Annotated in this window: 11 protein-coding genes; 7 read left to right on the plus strand and 4 right to left on the minus strand. The window is 44.0% G+C overall.

The window, feature by feature from the left end; translation table 11 throughout:
• Window positions 1-23: 23 nt before the first annotated feature.
• A complete protein-coding gene (locus GO495_RS06775) occupies window positions 24-4022 on the minus strand; it encodes an efflux RND transporter permease subunit (protein WP_157298905.1) in 3999 nt (1332 codons plus the stop codon).
• Between the two features lie 111 nt (window positions 4023-4133).
• Between GO495_RS06775 and GO495_RS06780 the strand changes: the two genes are divergently transcribed.
• From GO495_RS06780 to GO495_RS06810, 7 genes are all read left to right on the plus strand, one after another.
• Window positions 4134-5603: a TlpA family protein disulfide reductase gene (locus GO495_RS06780; RefSeq protein WP_157298906.1), complete on the plus strand. Its 1470-nt coding sequence runs from the start codon at window positions 4134-4136 to the stop codon at window positions 5601-5603.
• Window positions 5604-6044: 441 nt separating this feature from the next.
• Window positions 6045-7235, plus strand: coding sequence for a DUF4221 family protein (locus GO495_RS06785; protein WP_157298907.1), 1191 nt, complete (start codon window positions 6045-6047; stop codon window positions 7233-7235).
• A 1-nt stretch (window position 7236) separates the two neighbouring features.
• Window positions 7237-7758 carry a hypothetical protein gene (locus GO495_RS06790; RefSeq protein WP_157298908.1) on the plus strand — a complete coding sequence of 174 codons (522 nt, stop codon included), beginning with the start codon at window positions 7237-7239 and terminating at the stop codon, window positions 7756-7758.
• Window positions 7755-8837, plus strand: a complete 1083-nt coding sequence (locus GO495_RS06795) for an efflux RND transporter periplasmic adaptor subunit (RefSeq protein WP_157298909.1) — start codon at window positions 7755-7757, stop codon at window positions 8835-8837. Before GO495_RS06790 ends, GO495_RS06795 begins: the two co-directional genes overlap by 4 nt.
• Window positions 8806-11868 (plus strand): efflux RND transporter permease subunit, encoded by a 3063-nt coding sequence (locus GO495_RS06800; RefSeq protein WP_170302637.1) that lies wholly within the window; start codon window positions 8806-8808, stop codon window positions 11866-11868. Before GO495_RS06795 ends, GO495_RS06800 begins: the two co-directional genes overlap by 32 nt.
• Window positions 11865-13313 carry a TolC family protein gene (locus tag GO495_RS06805; protein ID WP_170302638.1) on the plus strand — a complete coding sequence of 483 codons (1449 nt, stop codon included), beginning with the start codon at window positions 11865-11867 and terminating at the stop codon, window positions 13311-13313. The genes GO495_RS06800 and GO495_RS06805 overlap by 4 nt, the downstream gene beginning before the upstream one ends.
• 5 nt (window positions 13314-13318) lie before the next feature.
• Window positions 13319-15136, plus strand: a complete 1818-nt coding sequence (locus tag GO495_RS06810; protein ID WP_157298912.1) for an O-antigen ligase family protein — start codon at window positions 13319-13321, stop codon at window positions 15134-15136.
• Here GO495_RS06810 and GO495_RS06815 read toward each other — a convergent pair.
• The 3 genes from GO495_RS06815 to GO495_RS06825 all read right to left on the minus strand — a co-directional run bounded on the left by GO495_RS06815 (window position 15133) and on the right by GO495_RS06825 (window position 17859).
• Complete coding sequence (locus GO495_RS06815; protein ID WP_157298913.1) at window positions 15133-15810, minus strand: AAA family ATPase; 678 nt, start codon at window positions 15808-15810, stop codon at window positions 15133-15135. The two genes, GO495_RS06810 and GO495_RS06815, sit on opposite strands and share 4 nt — an antisense overlap.
• The gene (locus GO495_RS06820) at window positions 15797-16060 is read right to left on the minus strand and encodes a hypothetical protein (RefSeq protein WP_157298914.1); all 264 of its coding nucleotides are present in this window, start codon (window positions 16058-16060) and stop codon (window positions 15797-15799) included. The genes GO495_RS06815 and GO495_RS06820 overlap by 14 nt, the downstream gene beginning before the upstream one ends.
• A gap of 134 nt (window positions 16061-16194) precedes the next feature.
• Complete coding sequence (locus GO495_RS06825; RefSeq protein WP_157298915.1) at window positions 16195-17859, minus strand: site-specific integrase; 1665 nt, start codon at window positions 17857-17859, stop codon at window positions 16195-16197.
• Between the last annotated feature and the right edge of the window lie 7 nt (window positions 17860-17866).

Below are 17866 nucleotides of genomic sequence, written 5' to 3' on the forward strand. Positions count from 1 at the left end.
AGGAAAATTAAAAAACGCATCTTTTAAAGGTTTGTATAGTGTTTAGAAATGAATTGCCATTTTGTACTGTCGGTGGTCCAGTTGCCATAGATGCCTATGCCGTCTAAGATTTTTTGCTCAGGGCTTATTTTTAGTGCGGCGGCTTTGATGGTTTCTAAGCTGTTGGGCAGGTTTTCTACGTTGAGGTGACGGAATACTTGTATAGGTTCTGGATTGACAAAGGTGCCTACGGCCAGTAACATCGGGATGTTCCAGCTATTTTTAAGGCGTTGTATGTCTTTGATCTGTTGTTCTGCGGCCAGCCTAAAGGTATCGGTGTCGCTTATAGAGGTGTCGTAAAATAGAAATACGAGTTGGTCTATGTTTCGCAATAGGGGCCAAAGTTCTTCTACACTGGTTTTGCGTTTCCAGTGTTGGCTTTGTGGTGGTGTAGAGGTCACTACTGCGCTGATAAAGGCGTGTGGCAGGCTATCTCTTAGGCGTTTGTGAAAGGCATTCACATAGCCTGGATATTGGGCCAGTTCTTCCGGTCCTTTTTGTATAACGCTGGTGTCTACACTGGCGTATTGTGGTAAGAGGTGTTCAAAGTCTATGTGTACGCCTTTTACGCCTAGGTAGTTGACTAATTTTTTGCAATCGCTGGTGGCATGGTTTACCCATGCACTGTCTGCTAAGAATACGGTTTTGTTTTGTATGCCGCCAACCCAGGGTAAAATGATCAGCTCAGGGTAATACTTGGTAAAGAGTTGTACGCTATGGAGCGCGGTATCTGAAAAGGCGTAACTGGGTAAATGCCCGTCTTTACTGAAAGGGCCAGAAAAGAAAAAGGCGTATTTGATGTGCTGCTCTTTTAGGATTTTGGCGTAGTGGACAATGGAATCATCGGTCAGTGGATCTCCGGTATTGGGGTTATGGCCTCTAAAAAAAAGGCTTTCTGTCCAGATGGCATTGTCTTGGCCTAGATATTTTTTTTCTGCTTCTCTTTTGGCTTGGTCGCAGCTTTGCAGGAACACCAGACTGGCCAGAGAGAGGGTGATGATTTTTTTTGACATCATGCTGGGTAAAAAGATAAAAAGTGAGATAAAGGAGAACAGTAGGCCACCCATTGTACCTATGGCAAAGGCATACCAAAATACTTCGTCTTTGCCTTCGAATAGAAAGGGCAATAGACTGCAACAGCAAGATAGTACCGTGAGGACTATGGGCCTGCTCCTTGCATAAAAGGCTTTGGCTAGGCTGGCATTGATGCTTTGTTTTTTATGTTTTAAAATCTGGTTGTAGTCGTTAATTAAAAAGATGCTTGCATTGGCGGTGAGTGCGGCCAGCATCATAAATGAGGCGTAGCCGCCTTGGTCTATGGTAAAGCCGCCTAATCCGAAGGTGAAGAATAAACCGATAAAGGATATGGGGACCAGGGTGAGGATGAGAAAGGGTTGCTTTAAGTTTTCAAAGAGAATGCTTCCGATCAGGAAGGTGATAAACAGCAGCAGAGGCAGTAACAGCGGGTGGCCTTCCTCAGATTGTTCGTCAAAGTTATAGGCGTGTTTGCTGGCGGTATAGCCTACGGGCATTGTTTTGTTCATTTCTTCTATGAGGCTTTGTTGTTGTGCAGCGGCAAATTCGGGTTCGCCAGAATAATCGTAACTGATAACTTGTAGGTATTGCCTGTTCTTTTTATAGAGGGTATTGCTGCCGGTATGGCTTTCTAACTGGCCGAATTGGCGGAGCTGGATTTGTTGGCCGCTATCGCTTTGCTGTGCGGCTTGTAAAAAATCCTGTTCGTTGCGGTTTTGCCAGTCTGTGTTTCTGATGTAAATGGGATAGGTATATCCGTTTATGGTGCTTTGTGCTACGGGGTAGCTTTGTGCGCTGAGGTGGTGCAGCAGGTATTGTAATTTGCTGGGGTCTATGCCCCAATTGCGGAGTTGTTCTGCGTTTTGGGTATAGGTGTGTACGGTATAGCTTCTGTCTCTATAGTCGTAGTGTTCGTTTAAATTGATGTTGTTTACGCGTTGGTTTTGTTCTAATTTTTGTTGTAGGTGTGTTGCCTGTTCTTGTAACTGGTCTATGTTGTAGCCGGTTAATAGGATGCTGTAACTGGCCCTGGTTTCTGTGTTGTTGGAGTTGTAATCTGGCCCTAATCCAAAGACCGACCATTTTACGCCTTGCATATTGTCGCCAAGTTCCATGAGCTGCGCTTTGAGCTGGCTGGGGTAGCCGTTGTGGCTATATTGTTTTTTTAAGAAGATTTCTATGCCTCCATAATTTCCGCTCTCTATATAGGTGATGAATTTTTCTATGCCTTTTTGTTGTTTGAGGTATTGGTCTATTTGTATAAACAGGGCATTCATTTGTGCGGTGGTGTGACCGTCGCCCATATTGCAGGTGATGTATAGTTTTACCTGACCTGGGTTGCGGATGCCTGCATGTTCATTGAGGTTTTTTAGGAAGAGTTTTAAGCCGCCGCCAAAAAGTAATATGAAAAAGGTGATCAGTAGGTATTTGTATTTGCTTAGGGTTTGTATACAGTTGAGGTAGCGTTTATAGTTGCGCCACTGGGTTTTCTTTTGTTCAAAACTGTTGTTGTTGCCGGGGCTTTTGAACAGGCTGGCTATGGCGGGTGTAAAGCCTAAAGCAACCAGGATAGAGCTGAGTAGGGAGAGTATAATGATGGCGGCAAAGTCTTGGTAAATGGCTTTTTCACTTGCTGGCAAGAGGTAGACCAGGGAGAGGGCCATGACAATATTTAGGGTGGCTCCGGTCAGTGCGGGTATGATGTTCCTATTACGGCGTTTGCGGTAATGGTCTAACATGACGATGGCGTTATCTACCATCAGCCCGAAGGCGATGGTTACCCCGCCGATGGCGTAGAGGTTGATGTTTACCCTACAGATGATGACCAGCAACAGGGTGAGGCTGAGGTTAACGAATAAGCTACTGGTTAGGATGATGCTTGCGCTGAGGCTTCTATAGGCAATTAAGATGAAGAGTAGCAATATGCCGATGGATAGCGCGGTGCGCTGGTAGTTTTTATGGAGTTCTTTTTGTAGGTATTCGGTTTTATCGTAAATGAGTTGCAGGCTGTAACCTGCTGGTAATTTTTGGTTGATCTTTTCGGCCATTTGGTCTAGCTGTGTGGAGAGTTGTAGGGAGTTGATGTTTGCTTTGGGGTATAGGCTCACGTTAATTCCGTTTTGTCCGTCTATGCGTAGGTAGCTGGTGTTTTCTTGTGGGGCTATTTGTAGGCTTGCCAGGTCTTTGAGGTGTAGGTTTGGGTTTTGGGGGCTGGTGATGATGAGGTTTTGCAGTTCTGCTATGCTGGTGTTTTCACTGCCTACTTTGATAAAGAGCTGGTGTCCGTTAGGGGATTTTATGCTGCCTGGATAGGTGTTTTTAAAGGTGTTTTGTAGGGAGTTACTGAGTTCTTGGGGGCTGATGTGATAGAGTTTGCATTTTTGCTCATCGTAATCTATCGCAATTTCTAATGATGCTGTGCCATTGAGTTCTACTTCTTTGAGGTCTGTGAGCTTGTAAAATTCTTTGACCACTTTTTGCTGGGCTATGGTGCTGAGGTCTGCGCCTTGGTTTGGGGCTTTGAGCATGTACACGCGGATGGCCTGCCCTTCTCTTTTATTGAGTGCTGAGGCGGTTTCTATGCTGGGGTATTGTATGCCTGCGGCGAGGTGCGGGTATAGTCTGCGGACCAGCATAGAAATTTCAAACCGCTTGTTTTCCAAATTGGAACTGCGGTCAAATTGTACTAAGATTTCTCCACCGTTTTGGTCTGTGGTAGATTGTATGTCCCTGATCTGTGCCAGTTGTGAAAAGACATTTTCGAAAGCAGAGGTATACTGTGCTTCGTTAAGTTTCGGTGTACTTTTGTTGGTCTGAAACTTTACAGATAAGGTGTTTGATGTGTTTGTTGGTAATAAATCGATTTTAACAAATGGTAATAAAACAATCCCTAGAAACGTGGCCACCGCGAACAAGAGGATTAGTCTTACTGGTGTTAAAAACGTCATAATGGCTACACCTGTTTATATGTTTTTATTTGTTGATTTGATTTTTGAATACTGAGGTTTCTTTATTTTTCCGTGAGATAAAAAAAATAATATTAAACCTAAATTTTAAAAATGACAAAAATTAATTTTCGCTTTCCTTGCTTTTTGAGGTCTGTAGGGTGTTTTATTTTTTTTCCTTGTTTTTCTGTTTTTGCTCAGGTGGATGTGGCCCCTCCGGTTGAAAAAATTTCGCACTTGCCAGCGGATAGTACTGTGTTAAATTTTAAAAATGAAACGCAGAAGGGGTTAAAAGTGAGTGTTGCTTTTAATCCTTTTTTACCTGCTAATCAGACGGTGGATACGGCTTTTAGCGTGGCTAAGGATGCGTCTATAGTACTGACAATTGATAGGCCGCAATTGGTTAGCTTGGTGGTGGACAGTGTTAAGGAATATAAGGTTTTTTTATCTCCAAAGGATACTTTAACGGTTGCTTTCATGGGCAATCATTTGGAGTTTGAGGGAACATCTTTAGCAATCAATGCTTACTATCAGGCAAAGAAGCTGGCTTTATATTTTTATTCTGCAACTGAACGTACTTATAGACTTAATCCTCAGTTTACGTTGCAAGAGGCTTTAGCGGCTATTGATCATCACTATGTCCGGGAAATGTCTTTTTTGCTGCTTAAGGAAAAGCTGTTGCCTGCTTGGTTTGTAACGAAAGAACGGGAATTGATTTTAATGAATGCGCAAACGGCTAAGTTTATGTTTGCTTCGGCTAAACAGATTCCTTATACGGAGTTGGTGGCGGCGGATTCTTCTTTAAAGCGGCTGGTGTTAGAACCCCGGAGTGCTTTGAATAAAAGGGAAAGAGGTTTTTATAATTTGTTATGCTATGGCTATTTTAAAAAGGTGGCTGATGTGAATACGGAGCCTTATACCTTGCGTTATCGTAAGGTATTGACGGCATTAAAATTGGATGGTGCGGAGCCGGATGTTTTGGAATTGTTTAATACCTATTGGTTGTCTTTTATGATCCCGTATACGGGGAATGTTGCGGCTTTAAATGATTATCAATTGTTGTGGAATGAGTTGCGGCCTGGGTTTCGGACCTTGTGGAACGAGCGTTTGGTAGATCGTTTGCTGAGGGAAAAGACGGATGCATTACAGGGGCTTCATGTGCTTAAGGCGGGTAGCGTGGCTCCGGTTATTGAGGGCTTTGATATGGACGGTAAGCGGGTTTCTACGGCTGATTTAAAAGGTAAATGGGTGTATGTGGATTTGTGGGCAACTTGGTGTACGCCTTGTTTACAGGGCTTAAAATTAAAGAAGGTTTTAGAGTTTGAAAGTTTGGGTAAGGGTCTGGTGGTGTTGAATGTGTGTATGCAGAGTAAGCAGGATCATTGGTTGTCTTTTTTGAAAAAAGAAAAACCGGATGGTTTGAACTGGTTTGTGAATGCGGAGCAAACTTCTAAAATCGTTGATGCTTATCAGGTGTATGGTTTTCCGCATTATGTGTTGATCAAGCCCGATGGCAGCGTGTTTGAGAATGAAATGGCCGGACCTGCACAGGTGAAAGAAACCTTGCAAGGTTTGTTAAAGTAGAATTTTTTTTGGGGCCTTTTGTTTCGTTGTAATGGCTTGTTTTTCATTTTGTTAACTTCGTATTAACGTTCTGGTAATTAAAAATTCTTTTAAATTGCGCCAAATCCTGGTGGCCACCGGATCATTGTATAACTCTAATAAAAATCCAAAAAATGAAAAAGAAGTTTTTAATCCTTGCAATTGCAGTTGTCGCAATTTGCAGCGGTGTAGCGTACAGCTTCTCTGCTAAAGCAACAGGCCCGGACATGGGAAATGGTAAATGTTTATGGCCTCCGGGAGGCTCCTGTTTTCATTCAAATGAAAGTAGCTGTCAATGTACTTTCTAAGTAAATAAATAAAAAAAGAAAACGAGTACTGGTCGTACTATTTCGGCAGGCTAGAGCAATCTGGCCTGCTTTTTCTCTCTCCTGCTTTTTTGCCTCATTAAATTTTGTTTCTGTCATGTGTTATCGCAGTTGTAAAGCTCGCGCTGCCCTCGCCTTGCTTGTTGTTTGCCTCAGTTGCCATGATCCTTTGTTTAAGGTTGTTCCTACACCACGAAATCATATTGGTACTTGGCATTTGGTTGGCAGTGATACATTGAGTATTGCTATTGATCAGCATTCCCGGAGTACAACGTATATGTTGAATGATTTTTTTAAGCTGGGTGATTCTTCTTTTTTGGCGGTGGTCCATCAGCAAATGAACACGCTGAATATCTATAACTTGACTTCTAAAAAGTTAAGTAAGCGGATTGTGTTTAGCAAAGATGGGCCTAATGGTATCGGGTCTTTGTTTGTTGCTCATTTTATCAATTATGATTCTATTCTGGTGAGGGGTAAGGATGATCATAAATTGTATTTGATGGATAGCGCGGGTTTGGTGAAGAGGACGCTGGATTTGAGGTTTGAGGGAATGGACCGGATCAGGGAGTTGTATTTTACACCTAATGGTAAGCCTTTGCTGATGGGCAGCCGGTTGTTTGGGGTGTTGTTGCCTAGTGTTAGTGTGGATGAGAACAGGCACAGGTTAACGGATTTACCTTTTTATACCTATGATTTGTTGGGCAATGCTGGCCGTAAATTGGTTAGGGCTGTCCAGTTTCCGAAATTTTTTAGGCAGGATGGGACAAGATGGGCTTGTATTTCTTGGGAGCCTACTTTTTGTGATTTTAAGGGGAAAATTGCTTATGGTTTTCCGGCTTTGGATTCGATTTATGTGTACGACTTGAATACGCAAAAGGTGGTGGCGCATGGGGTGCCTTCTGTTGAGGGTTTTGTTCCGGTAGAGGCTTCTACGGCGGAATGGCATGATGGTATGACGGTGAAATTGGCGAAGTCTGCTTATTTGAATTATTTACTGAGATATGATCCTTACCAGGATGTTTTTTATCGTTTTGTTTTCCTGCCTTTAGAGGAAGATTTGAACTATACGGATTTTTATAGGGCAATGGCGGATAAGCCGGTGGTGGTGCAGATTATTGATGCGAAGGATTTTTCTGTGAAGGGGGAAACGAGGTTGAAATCGAAACAGTTTTATTTCCAAGATACTTTTGTTGGGGATGATGGTCTGTACATTTCTAATAATCATCCGGCCAGAAAGGACAGGAACGAGGATTTTATTTCTTACACGCATTTTAAAATTTCTAAGTAGCATGTTTAAGTATATCTTCTTGTTTTTAATTGCTGTTGTTGGGCTGTCTTGCAGGCAACGCAGTGTGGTTAAACAGGGGCTTGTTGATGTGAAGCAGGTTAAACCGGTGCAATTAAAATTGGTTGGGGACAGTTCTTTGGCCTTGGAGTTTGATACGTTGATGGGAAATAAGGGGAAGCGGGTAAAGGATGGCTATTATCTCATCATTCAGGTGGATGGTTGTAGTCATTGTGTGGATACGACGGTGGCGTTTTCTTTGCATCATCTGAACAGTGATAAAATTACGTTTATCCTGACCAGTGAGATGGGGGGAATAAAGGTGTTTAAGGATAAGTATTCAGATGATCAGCTTAAGGCTAATAATTTGGTGCTGGATGGGGAATCTGCTTTTATCAGGAAGAAGTTTTGCAGTGGTTTAATGTGTTTAATGACGGTAGACGGTGGGCATTTGGTGAGTATGACCTCTTTGATGTATGATGATATTGCGGAGAATTTGGCTTGGTTAGAAAATAGGTTACGGTGAGGCTGGGTATAGTGGTGATGGGCTGTTTTTGGCTATGGTCTTGTTCTTCGGGATCTGCTGGTGTGGGTGGTTCTGGCCTTGTTGGAACTGCGGATTCTTCGGTTACGGAGATTGGGGTAACTGCTGTGCAGACTTTGGTTTGCAAGGTGCAGCCTTTTCGTTCTGTGGTGAAGTGTGAGGGTTTGGTCAAAGCGTTTCAGGAACAGGTGTTTGTGGCTGAGGCGGCGGGTGTGGTGCAGTCTTTTGACGGGGTTAATGGGCGTAGGTATAGGCGGGGGGAAACGGTGGCGGTGTTGGATGGTTCTTTGCTGGCTTTAAAGTTGGAACGTGCGGTTTTGATGAGGTATAATGCAGATCAGGAGTATAAAAGTCAGTTGTTGGCTTATGGTGATTTGCTAAAGGGGAAATCTGCGGGGCTGGTGGATTCGATAAAAAAGAAGTTGTCTATTGCCAGTGGTCTGGCTTTGGCTGAACAGGATATTAAGGAAACGGATGAGTTGCTGGACAGGACGGGGTTAAAGGCGGGTTTTGATGGTGTTATTGCGGATGTGCGGATTAAACCGGGGATGCATTTTAATGCGGGGGATGTGTTGTTCAGGTTGTATGCTGACCGGGATTTGTACCTGGAAACTGAGGTGTTGGAAACGTCTATGATTTCTATGGCTAAGGGTTTAAAGGCTAGGGTTTCTGCGCTTTCTTATCCGGCTTCTACTTTTAATGCGGTGGTAGATAATATCAATCCTTATGTAAGCGATAAGGGTATGGTGCGGTTGATGTTGCGTATTGTGGGCGGGGCATCTAAGGTGCCTCTTTTTCCGGGCATGCATGGTGTTGCGGAGATTGACACGGGTACGGGCAATGGTCTGGTGGTGCCTAGTGCGGCTTTGGTGCTGAGGAATGGTAAGAATGTGGTTTTTACGGTGGTGGATGGTAAAGCGTTTTGGCATGATGTGGTGCTGGGCCGTGATAATGGCCGGGAATTGGAAATCCTAAATGGTTTGAAGGCGGGTGACCGGGTGATCGTTTCTAATAATGCGCAGCTTACTCATGGCTCGCCTGTTACTGAGGTTACTCAGTAAAAATGCTTTTCATTTTATGATCAGGTATTTTGTTACTCGTCCGGTGGCTATTCTGTCCATCTTTTTTACTTTAATTCTTGTGGGTGTTTTCTTGGTGTTTAAGGTGCCGGTGTCCTTATTGCCCAATATTGATGTGCCGTTTATGGTGGTGCGGGTCAATGATCCGAATGCTTCTGCTCAGGAGATTGAAAATAGGGTTTTAAAGCCTATTCGGGAGCGTTTAGGGGTGATGGGTAGTTTGGTGTCTATGGAAACTCAGGCTTCGAACCATGCGGGGCTAATACGGCTGGGTTTTGATTATAGGGCGGATATGGCGCTGGCGTATATAGAGGTGAATGAGAAGATTGATCTGCTGTCTGGTTTTTTTCCGCCGGGTATGGAGCGTCCGCAGGTGATCCGCTTAAATACAACGGATATTCCGGTGCTTAGGGTGCAGGTCTTGCCTGCTGCTGCTGATTTTGAGCGGGTTTCTGAGTTGACGGAACGGATTCTAAAACGGCGTTTGGAGCAATTACCGGGGGTGTCTGTGGTAGATGTGAGTGGGCAGCAAAGTTCTATGATCAGTTTAACGCCTGATGTGGCGCGTATGTCTGCTTTTAAGGTGCATCCTGATGCGATTGTTGAGGCGGTGGAGCTGGCGAACCAGGATTTAGGGGGGCTGAATTTAAAGCGGGGGCAATATCAGTTTTTTGTGCGTTTGCAGAACCGGATTAAAGGGATTGAGGATTTGGCTAAGGTGGCGGTTAAAACTTTGTCTGGTGATCTGGTTGCTTTGGACCAGGTGGCGGTTTTGAGGTCTGCTCCTGAACAGGCAGAGGGTTTCCATTTGTTTAATGGTAAGCCTGGGCTGGTGGTGACGGTACAGGCGCAGGCGCAAAGTAGGATGAATGACCTGGTGCCTTTGATTAAGGGGGCGGTGGCTGATTTCCGCAAGGAGTATCCTTCTGTGGGTTTTGAGCTTTCACAGGACCAGAGTTTTTTGTTAGATGCTGGGATTTCTAATTTGGAACAGGATATCGTGGTTGGTGGTTTGTTAACGATTGTATTGTTGTTTTTGTTTTTGGGCAATTATGCGGCGGCTTTGCTCATGAGTATCAGTATCCCGGTTTCGCTGGTGATCACTTTTATTTTCTTTTATGTTTTTGGCTTGTCGTTCAATATCATTTCTCTTTCTGGTCTTGCTTTGGGGGTTGGGATGTTGATTGATAATTCTATTGTGATTGTGGGGCATATCACCAGAAAACGGATTGCTGGTTTGTCTATGTTGGACAGTTGTGTGCAGGGTACTAATGAAATGACGGCCCCGGTATTGGGGAGTGTGATTACTACTGTTGTGGTATATGAGCCATTGGTCTTGTTGAGTGGCCTTGCAGGGGCTTTGATTAAGGACCAGTGTATCGCGCTGACCATTTCGCTCGGTGTTTCTTTGTTGGTGGCTTTTGTGTTAACGCCTACTTTGTATGCTTTGTTGCTGAAGGCTCCGCCGGAAAGTTTAAAGGAAGATACAGTTTTTTATACCTGGGTGCAGCGGGGTTATCACAGGATGATTTCTTTTATTTTATTGCACCGTAGGGTGTTTTTTGTGTTTACGCTTTGCTTAATGCCTCTTGGTTTTATTCTGGCTTATTTTACGCGCTTTGAGAGCTTGCCTTATATTGAAAAGAGGGAGAGCTTGGCGCAAATTGATTGGAATGAGCCGGTTTCTGCTGAGGAGAATTTGAGGCGTACATCTTTGTTGTTGGATGGTTTGGGCAGTTCGGTATTGACTACGGAAACGGATATAGGGGCTACGCAATTTCTTTTTCAGCAGGAGAACAATAATCTGTATGGTTCCCAGCTTTATTTTTCGTGTAGGTCTGAGCGGGATAAGTTGCTGACGGATGCGCGTTTAGCGGTGTTGTTGAGGGCGTACCCTAGGGCTAGTTTGAGTATTGTGGATGCGCCGAATGCCTTTACGCAACTTTTCGTGAACCATACGCCTTTTTTAGAGGCGAAGTTTACGCCTTTGGGTGCGGGTGGTGATTTTGAGGGTTTACTGGCTGCTTTGAGGGGACGGTATGTTTTTTCTGATGGTCCCTCCTTGGTCCGGGAGCCTGCAATGACGGGGGTGTTGGATGTGGATAGGATGAATTTGTATAGTGTGCGCAGGCAGGATATTGACCAGCAATTACAGGTGTTGTTTGGCCGTTTGCCTTTGGCGGATATGGCTACTATGGATGGGCTTAAGCCGATTGTGATGGAGGCTGGGGATCTGGACTTGCAGGATAAGTTAAATATGCCTGTCCGTAATGTGGCGGGTGTGGAGTATCCTTTGAATAGTTTTATTCGGTTTGAGGCTTCGCATCAGTTTAGCCATGTGTGTGCAGATCGGGATGGGCCGTATCAGTCTATTGTTTTTAGGGAGCAAAAGGGGCTTAAGGATTTGATGGCGGGGGTTAGGAAGGTTGCTGCTCTGAGGGGCTATGCGGTTAGTTTTTCTGGTCGTTATTTTGAGAATGAGGTTTTGATGATGCAAATGGTCTGGATCTTTTTGTTGGTGGTTGCTTTGTTGTATACGGTATTGGCCATTCAGTTTGAAAGTTTTTTGCAGCCGGTGATTGTGATGTTGACGATTCCGATAGGGGTTACGGGGGCGATGTTTTTGTTGTGCGTGTCTGGTGGTTCGCTGAATGTGATGGCGGCTATTGGTTTTGTGGTGGTTTTGGGTTTGGTGGTGGATGATCCGCTGCTCAAAATAGAGACCTTGAACCGGTTGAAGAAGGGGTATTTAAGTAAGGGGGAGACATGGAATGAGGATTTGCTGTACAGGATGATCCACGAGGCGGGGGATGAATGTTTGAAACCTTTGCTGTTGGTGTCTTTGACAACGAGTATTGCGGTGTTGCCGGTGTTGTTTTTTAGTGGGATCGGGAATGATTTGCAGGCTCCTATGGCGGTTGTGATGATCGGGGGTTTGAGCATTGGTACTTTTTTTACGACCTGGTTTGTGCCTTTAGCGTATTGGTATTCTCAAAAATGGTTCGGGTTATGAGGTTTGTTTTTAGGTTGTTGTTTTTGGGCTTGGTGCCTGGTGTTTTATTGGGGCAGAAAAGGTTGTCGTTACCGGATGTTTTGGGGCTTACTGCTGCTTCGTCTATCCATGCTAGGTTGATTGAATCTCAACAAGAGCTGGCGCGTTATGTGTTCCAGTCTTACCGGAGTGATTTGAGGCCACAGGTGAGTTTTTCGGGCAATTTGCCGATGTATAGCAAGGCTTTTACACCGGTTACCCAGCCGGATGGTTCGGTCCAATTTATCGCAGTGGAGCAAAATTATAGTTCTGCTGGTTTTAGTTTGAGCCAGGTGATCCCGCAAACGGGTGGCCGGGTTTCTTTGAATACGGGTTTAAACCGGTTTGATGATTTTAAGGGGGATTACAGGCAATATAATGCTACGCCGGTATTCATGGCTTTGTCTCAGCCTTTTATGGGGTATAATGCCTTTAAATGGGCTTCTAAGATAGAGCCGTTGCGTTTTACGGAAGCGCGGCGGTCGTACTTTTTGGAGCTGGAGAATATGAATGTTCAGGTTAGTGATTTGTATTTCGGGGTTGTTGAGGCGCAGAATGAGGTGCAGGTAGGTGTACAGAACCTTGCGGATTATAGGGGGAATTATGAGGTGGAAAAGGGCCGGGTGAATTTGGGTACGACTACGGAAGATAAGCTCACGCAGTTGGAGTTGCAAATTTTGGATGCGGAAAGTGGGTTGCGGCGTTCGGAGTACCGGTTAAGGGTGGCGAAGTTGAATTTGAGGGTGTTTGTCGGTTTGTTGGATGCTGAGGATTTTACGCTGGAACTGCCGGTCTTGTCTAGGGTGTATTATCCTGATGTGAGTGAGGCTATTGCTTTTGCGAAAAGGAACAGGCCGGAGTATGTGGCTTTTGAACGTAGGTTGTTAGAGGCGAAGGCTGAACTGGCGAAGGCGAAGGCGGAGAAGTATGCGGTTAATCTTTCGGCGACGTATGGATTGAACAATAGTGATGTACGGTTGAAGGGGGCTTATGGGGAGCTTAAAACGCAACAAACACTGGGCTTAGTGTTTGATGTGCCTTTGCTGGACTGGGGGCGTAGGAATGCGCGTATCCATATGGCGAAGGCTTCGTTGAAACTTCAGTTGTATCAAAACAGTTTGGATGAAGCGACGATTGTACAAGAGGTGACCACCTTGGTGGAGAATTTGGTTTTATTGCAAAATAATGTGAGGGATGCGGAGAAGGTGCAGGCGTTGGCGGGTAAGCGTTATGATCTGGCGCAGGGGTTATATAGGATGGGCAAGTATACGGTTACGGAATTGATTACGGCGCAGATGCAGAAGGATAATGCTAGGAAGGGCTATATAGAGGCGTTGAAGGTATTCTGGAATGCGCATTATTCTTTTAGGAAAATGACGGGTTTTGATCCGGTATTGAACAGGTCTTTATTGGTTCCTACAAAATGATTGTTATGTCTGCTTCTGATTTTAGGGTTCAACAGCGGTATGTGAAGTGCTTTGGTTTTCATAAGCGTGTGCTGAGTTTTTTGGCTTTGTTGTTTAATTGTTTGCTGTTTTCTTATTGTGTTTTTGGTTACAAGTATTCTGCTAACCTGGAACTGGATGTTACGGGGTATTACCTGCTGGTTCCGGTGTGCTTGGTGGTGTTCTTGTTCTTTTTTTCTATGAATGTTTTTTTTGACTGGGTGAATTTTACGGATTTTAAGATAGGGTGTGTCTTGTTGATTGGCTTGTTGTGTTTGGCTTATTATTGTGATGTTGGTTTTTTTAGTTTGGGCCATGAACAGGTGTTGTGCTTGTTTTCTTTTTTGGTGGCTGCTTATGTGTTTTTATTTCATCTGAGTATTTTGGAGTTTGATGCCTTTTTCAATTTTGTGAATTTGGTTACGCTTTTGCAGTTGGTGAAGGCGTGTACTCAGGTTCGTTTTGGTTCTTTTGATCCTTTGGCTGTGGTGGGGTATTTTGGCAACTCTGGTGCTTTGTCGGTTTATTTGGTGGTGGCTTATCCTTTGTTGTTTTTGGGGTTTGCCCGTTTTGGGGGGATATGGAAGCGGTTGCTGGGTGCTGTGGTGGTGTTGGTGCTTGCTGGGGTGTTGTGTTTAACTTTGTCGAGGACTTCTATTTTATGTTTTGTACTGGAAAATGTGGTGTTGGTTTTTGGGCTGTTTGGGGAGCGGTTTTTGAGCTGGTATCGCCGGTTTAAAGGGTTGTTTGTTTTTGTGGTATTGGTGTTTTTGGGAGTGGTGTTTTTTTTGTTCCGTTTTTTGTTTCTGGTGAAGTTACGTTCTGCTCAGGGGCGTTTATTGATTTGGGAAGTGTGCTGGTCTTGGATTAAGCAGTCTCCTTTGTTTGGTTATGGTTTCGGTTCTTTTGCTTTTCAGTATCCTTTGTGGCAGTCTGATTATTTTGCTTCGCATGGCAGGGTGCCTACGGCTTATTTTTTATCTGCGGGGGAAACGATGGTTGCTTTTAATGAGTATGTGCAGGTGTGGTGTGAATCGGGGATGATTGGCCTGGTGGTTTTGTTGCTTTTATTGGGGGCTGGGTTTTGTGCTGATTTTACTTTTGTCGGTAGGAAGAGGTTGTTGTATGTGAAGGTGTTTTTGCTGGGTTGTTGTTGTTCTGCTTTTAGTTTTTATACCTTTCATTGTACGGCGGTTGGGTATTTGTTTGTGGTGATTTTGTTTTCGTTGGTGTACCGGCCTAGGAAAGATACGTTCCGTGTTATGGCTTTTGCGGTGAGGTGGCCTTTGTATGTGGTGGTGGCTTTGGTGGTCTTGTTGTCGGTTTATAGGTCTGGTGTTAGGGCGTATGCGATGGACGAGTTTAATGTTTTGTGTTTGAAGCATGATTTGAGTGAAGGGGAATTGCAACATGTGGAGCGTGATATTTATCCGGTTTTAGCTTCTGATGGCAAATTTTTAACGCGCCTGGGCATTTTGATGGTAGAATATTCTCATAGGGACAGGGCGGTTAATTATCTGGAATTGAGTAAGGTTTATTATTCAGGTTATGAGAATTATTTTGAGCTGGCCCGGTGTTATGGTCAGGATGTGAATGCATTAAGGGCGTATAGGTTTTTGTCTTTTTATATTCCTTCTAAGTTTGCTCCTAAGTTTGGATTGTTTTCTGTGTACAGGGCTTTGGGTGATGTGGCGGATGCGGACAGGATGGCCAGGTATATCATGGCTATGCCGGTGAAGTTGCACTCTACGGCGGTGATGGATATAAAAAGGGATGTGCAATTGTATTTGGATGGGAAGAATTAAAGTTTAATCCGGTTGCTTATTTTGGGTGGTGGCAGGTGCTTGCTGATCTTTGCTGCAAGTGTGGGAAGGCCATGAGTAATCCAGTTCTTTGTCAATGCTTCTGGTTCTGCATGGACGACCAGGCCGTTTTCGATATTGGCTAATAAGGTAGGGGTTTTCATTCCGTCGTACAGGTTAATGGCTGTTAGTAAATGTGCATTGGCCTCTAGGAGTGGTAAGCTGTTTTTATAGACTTCTTCAATGGTGTCGAGGGGAAGCCAATGCCCTCCGGTGTTTGCGCGGTGGTGTACCCTGGCTTCGCAGTCGCTCAGGTTGTCGAGGCATATATAGGAAAGCTGGATCTGGTAACCGTTGTTAAGAAATGGGTTTATATATTCTTCCCAATAGTCGGGAAAGTGTAAGGGGGTTTCCAGCGCATAGTGTGCTTTGTGCTGTATGGCGGTGGCCATTTCATCGATCAATTGGCGTTCCATTTTGATGAATGCCCTATTCGCTATTTCGTCTGGATCATCATACGAGCCGATAAGTTCTTGCTCATATTTGGTCATAGTAGCGTCTCTATCGAAGGGGCTAATGCCTTCGAATGCGTCGGGGAGTAGTGTTTTGCCAAATGTTGATTTTCCGGCTCCGGGTGGCCCGGAGATTAAAATTAGGGTGGGTTTACTGTAATCCATTTTCTGCCCTTACTCGAAATGCTTCCACTGGGTTTAATTCTCTTACAACGGTTTGAACAAGCTGATTGTCCTTTGTAGTCGTGTAAATGATTTCAATTTTGCCGTCGGCATGTTCAAGATATGCCTGCCCTGCGGGAAGTTTTTTAGAAAGGATCAGAAAGGGTTGCCCTTTCTTAAATTTGCTTTGTCTGAGGTTGTTGTAGGTAGCAGTTAATCTCTCCGCTTGTCTCTCTCTTTCTGCTGTTGTCATTTTGTTAGTTTTAATTGTTTAATCGATTTAAAACTGTAAATACGAATATAAGATTTTTACAAGTTGTAAGCAATTTTTTTGTGGTGCATTGGTTTGATTGTAAAGGGAATGCGTGTTGCATTCCCTTGTTGGTTTTAGGCGGCTTGTTGTTGCAGTTGTAGCTGTGCTTGTTGTAGGGCTTGTTGCTGTATAGCTTGCAATACTTGTAGGGCTTGCATAAGTTGCAGTGCTTGTTGTTCTGCGGCTGCTTGTTGTTGTTGTGTTGCTTGTGGGTGTAGCTCTGTTTGTAGTGCGGTTTGTTGTTGGACTGCGGCTGTTGGTTGTTGTAGTAGGTCTGGTGTCAGCACATTAAATTTGGCTGTATAATTTTTATACATGTTAATGTATTCTGGTGAACTGTATTTTCGGTAAAAATTGAGTTGTCCTAGCTCGTCGAACATTTTTGAGGTGATGGGTAATACTTTGTCTATAATCATCTGGATGTTCACCTTTACATACTTTTGTGTGCTGCGTATGTCTTTATGTCCCATCATTTTGCTAAGTATTTCTAATGGTACGCCAAAACTCAACATGATAAAGGCGAAGGTATGCCTCCCTAGATGGGTGTGCAGTTCTAGTTTTAAGGGTATATTACACAGTACGGACAGTTCTTTCAAATATGCATTGAAACAGGTGTTTGAAGGCACTGGCATGAGTACATTCTTCTGTATACAGTAAGGATGGTTCTTGTATTTTGCCAGGAGCCTTGCGATGGGGGGCAGGATCGGAACCATTTCTTCGATATTGGTTTTACCTCTTTCTTTGGAGATATACAGGATGCCTGATAGGGGGTCGCAATAGATGTGATCTTCGGTTAATTCTTCAATGTCTTGAAAGGCAAACCCGGTGTATATTATAAAGATAAAACAGTCGCGTATCCGCTCTAATCGTTCTACTAACCCTGTTTTTTGTTCAAGGGCTTCTATCTGTAAAAAACTTAGCGGTATTACGTCTTTTTCCTTTGTTTTACAGGAGAAACTTGCTAAAGGGTTTCTGTCTAGCCATTCTCTAGCGACCGCGTATGTAAATATTTGCTTGGTGTTTTTCAATTGCTTATCTGCTGCTAATCCTTGCAGTACGCCGGCCCTGGTTACGGTAAGGTATGTACGAAATTGGGTTTCGAATGTTGGCCGGACGGTGGTCAATGGGATGTCGTACTTTTCGCTTTCGTTGAGGTATTCGTCTCTTTGTTCGGGGGTGAGCCGGTATCTTCGGTCGAGCTTGGGTATCTTTTTTGTTTTTACATAGGCCAGGTATTCAATGAGTTTTAGTTTTGTTGATTTCCATTGTTTTAGGGTTTCTTCGGAATCGCCTTCTTCGCTTTTTTCTCCGGTTTCGGCTCTTTTCTTTACTCTTAGTTCAAAGTCTTTGATTAATGCGTCTGCTGCTTGTATTAGGGTTGTGCTGTCGGTTTTGATTGGGGGTTTTTCATTGGATATGTCTTTTTTGGAGAGATACAGTTCTTTGACCATTATCGGGGTAATGTAATCGTGTTCTAATTGCAGGATCTGGAAATACAGGTTAATCCTGTTTGTGAAATTGAGGATGTTTGCCTGTAGTTTTTCGTAGTCTGGGCAGGTGGGTTTTAGTTCTTTGTTTTTCTGATCCCAATGTTTGAATGGGATTTTTAATTCAGAGGACATGTCCATGTCCTGCCCTGAAATGGTTAGACGGCAGTCTAAGGGTGCGCAACCGGTTTTTTTAGATACTTTGCTTTCCCTCAGTCTGTAATTGATGTGGAGAACTTGCGTGTTAAGCATCGTAATA

Source organism: Chitinophaga oryziterrae (assembly GCF_009758125.1).
GTDB classification, from domain to species: Bacteria; Bacteroidota; Bacteroidia; order Chitinophagales; family Chitinophagaceae; genus Chitinophaga; species Chitinophaga oryziterrae.

Coding starts and splice junctions, on each gene's coding strand:
- GO495_RS06775 (WP_157298905.1), bottom strand. CDS start 4,022: ATGACGTTTTTAACACCAGTAAGACTAATCCTCTTGTTCGCGGTGGCC.
- GO495_RS06825 (WP_157298915.1), bottom strand. CDS start 17,859: ATGCTTAACACGCAAGTTCTCCACATCAATTACAGACTGAGGGAAAGC.
- GO495_RS06805 (WP_170302638.1), top strand. CDS start 11,865: ATGAGGTTTGTTTTTAGGTTGTTGTTTTTGGGCTTGGTGCCTGGTGTT.
- GO495_RS06815 (WP_157298913.1), bottom strand. CDS start 15,810: ATGGATTACAGTAAACCCACCCTAATTTTAATCTCCGGGCCACCCGGA.
- GO495_RS06800 (WP_170302637.1), top strand. CDS start 8,806: ATGGCTCGCCTGTTACTGAGGTTACTCAGTAAAAATGCTTTTCATTTT.
- GO495_RS06820 (WP_157298914.1), bottom strand. CDS start 16,060: ATGACAACAGCAGAAAGAGAGAGACAAGCGGAGAGATTAACTGCTACC.
- GO495_RS06785 (WP_157298907.1), top strand. CDS start 6,045: ATGTGTTATCGCAGTTGTAAAGCTCGCGCTGCCCTCGCCTTGCTTGTT.
- GO495_RS06790 (WP_157298908.1), top strand. CDS start 7,237: ATGTTTAAGTATATCTTCTTGTTTTTAATTGCTGTTGTTGGGCTGTCT.
- GO495_RS06780 (WP_157298906.1), top strand. CDS start 4,134: ATGACAAAAATTAATTTTCGCTTTCCTTGCTTTTTGAGGTCTGTAGGG.
- GO495_RS06810 (WP_157298912.1), top strand. CDS start 13,319: ATGTCTGCTTCTGATTTTAGGGTTCAACAGCGGTATGTGAAGTGCTTT.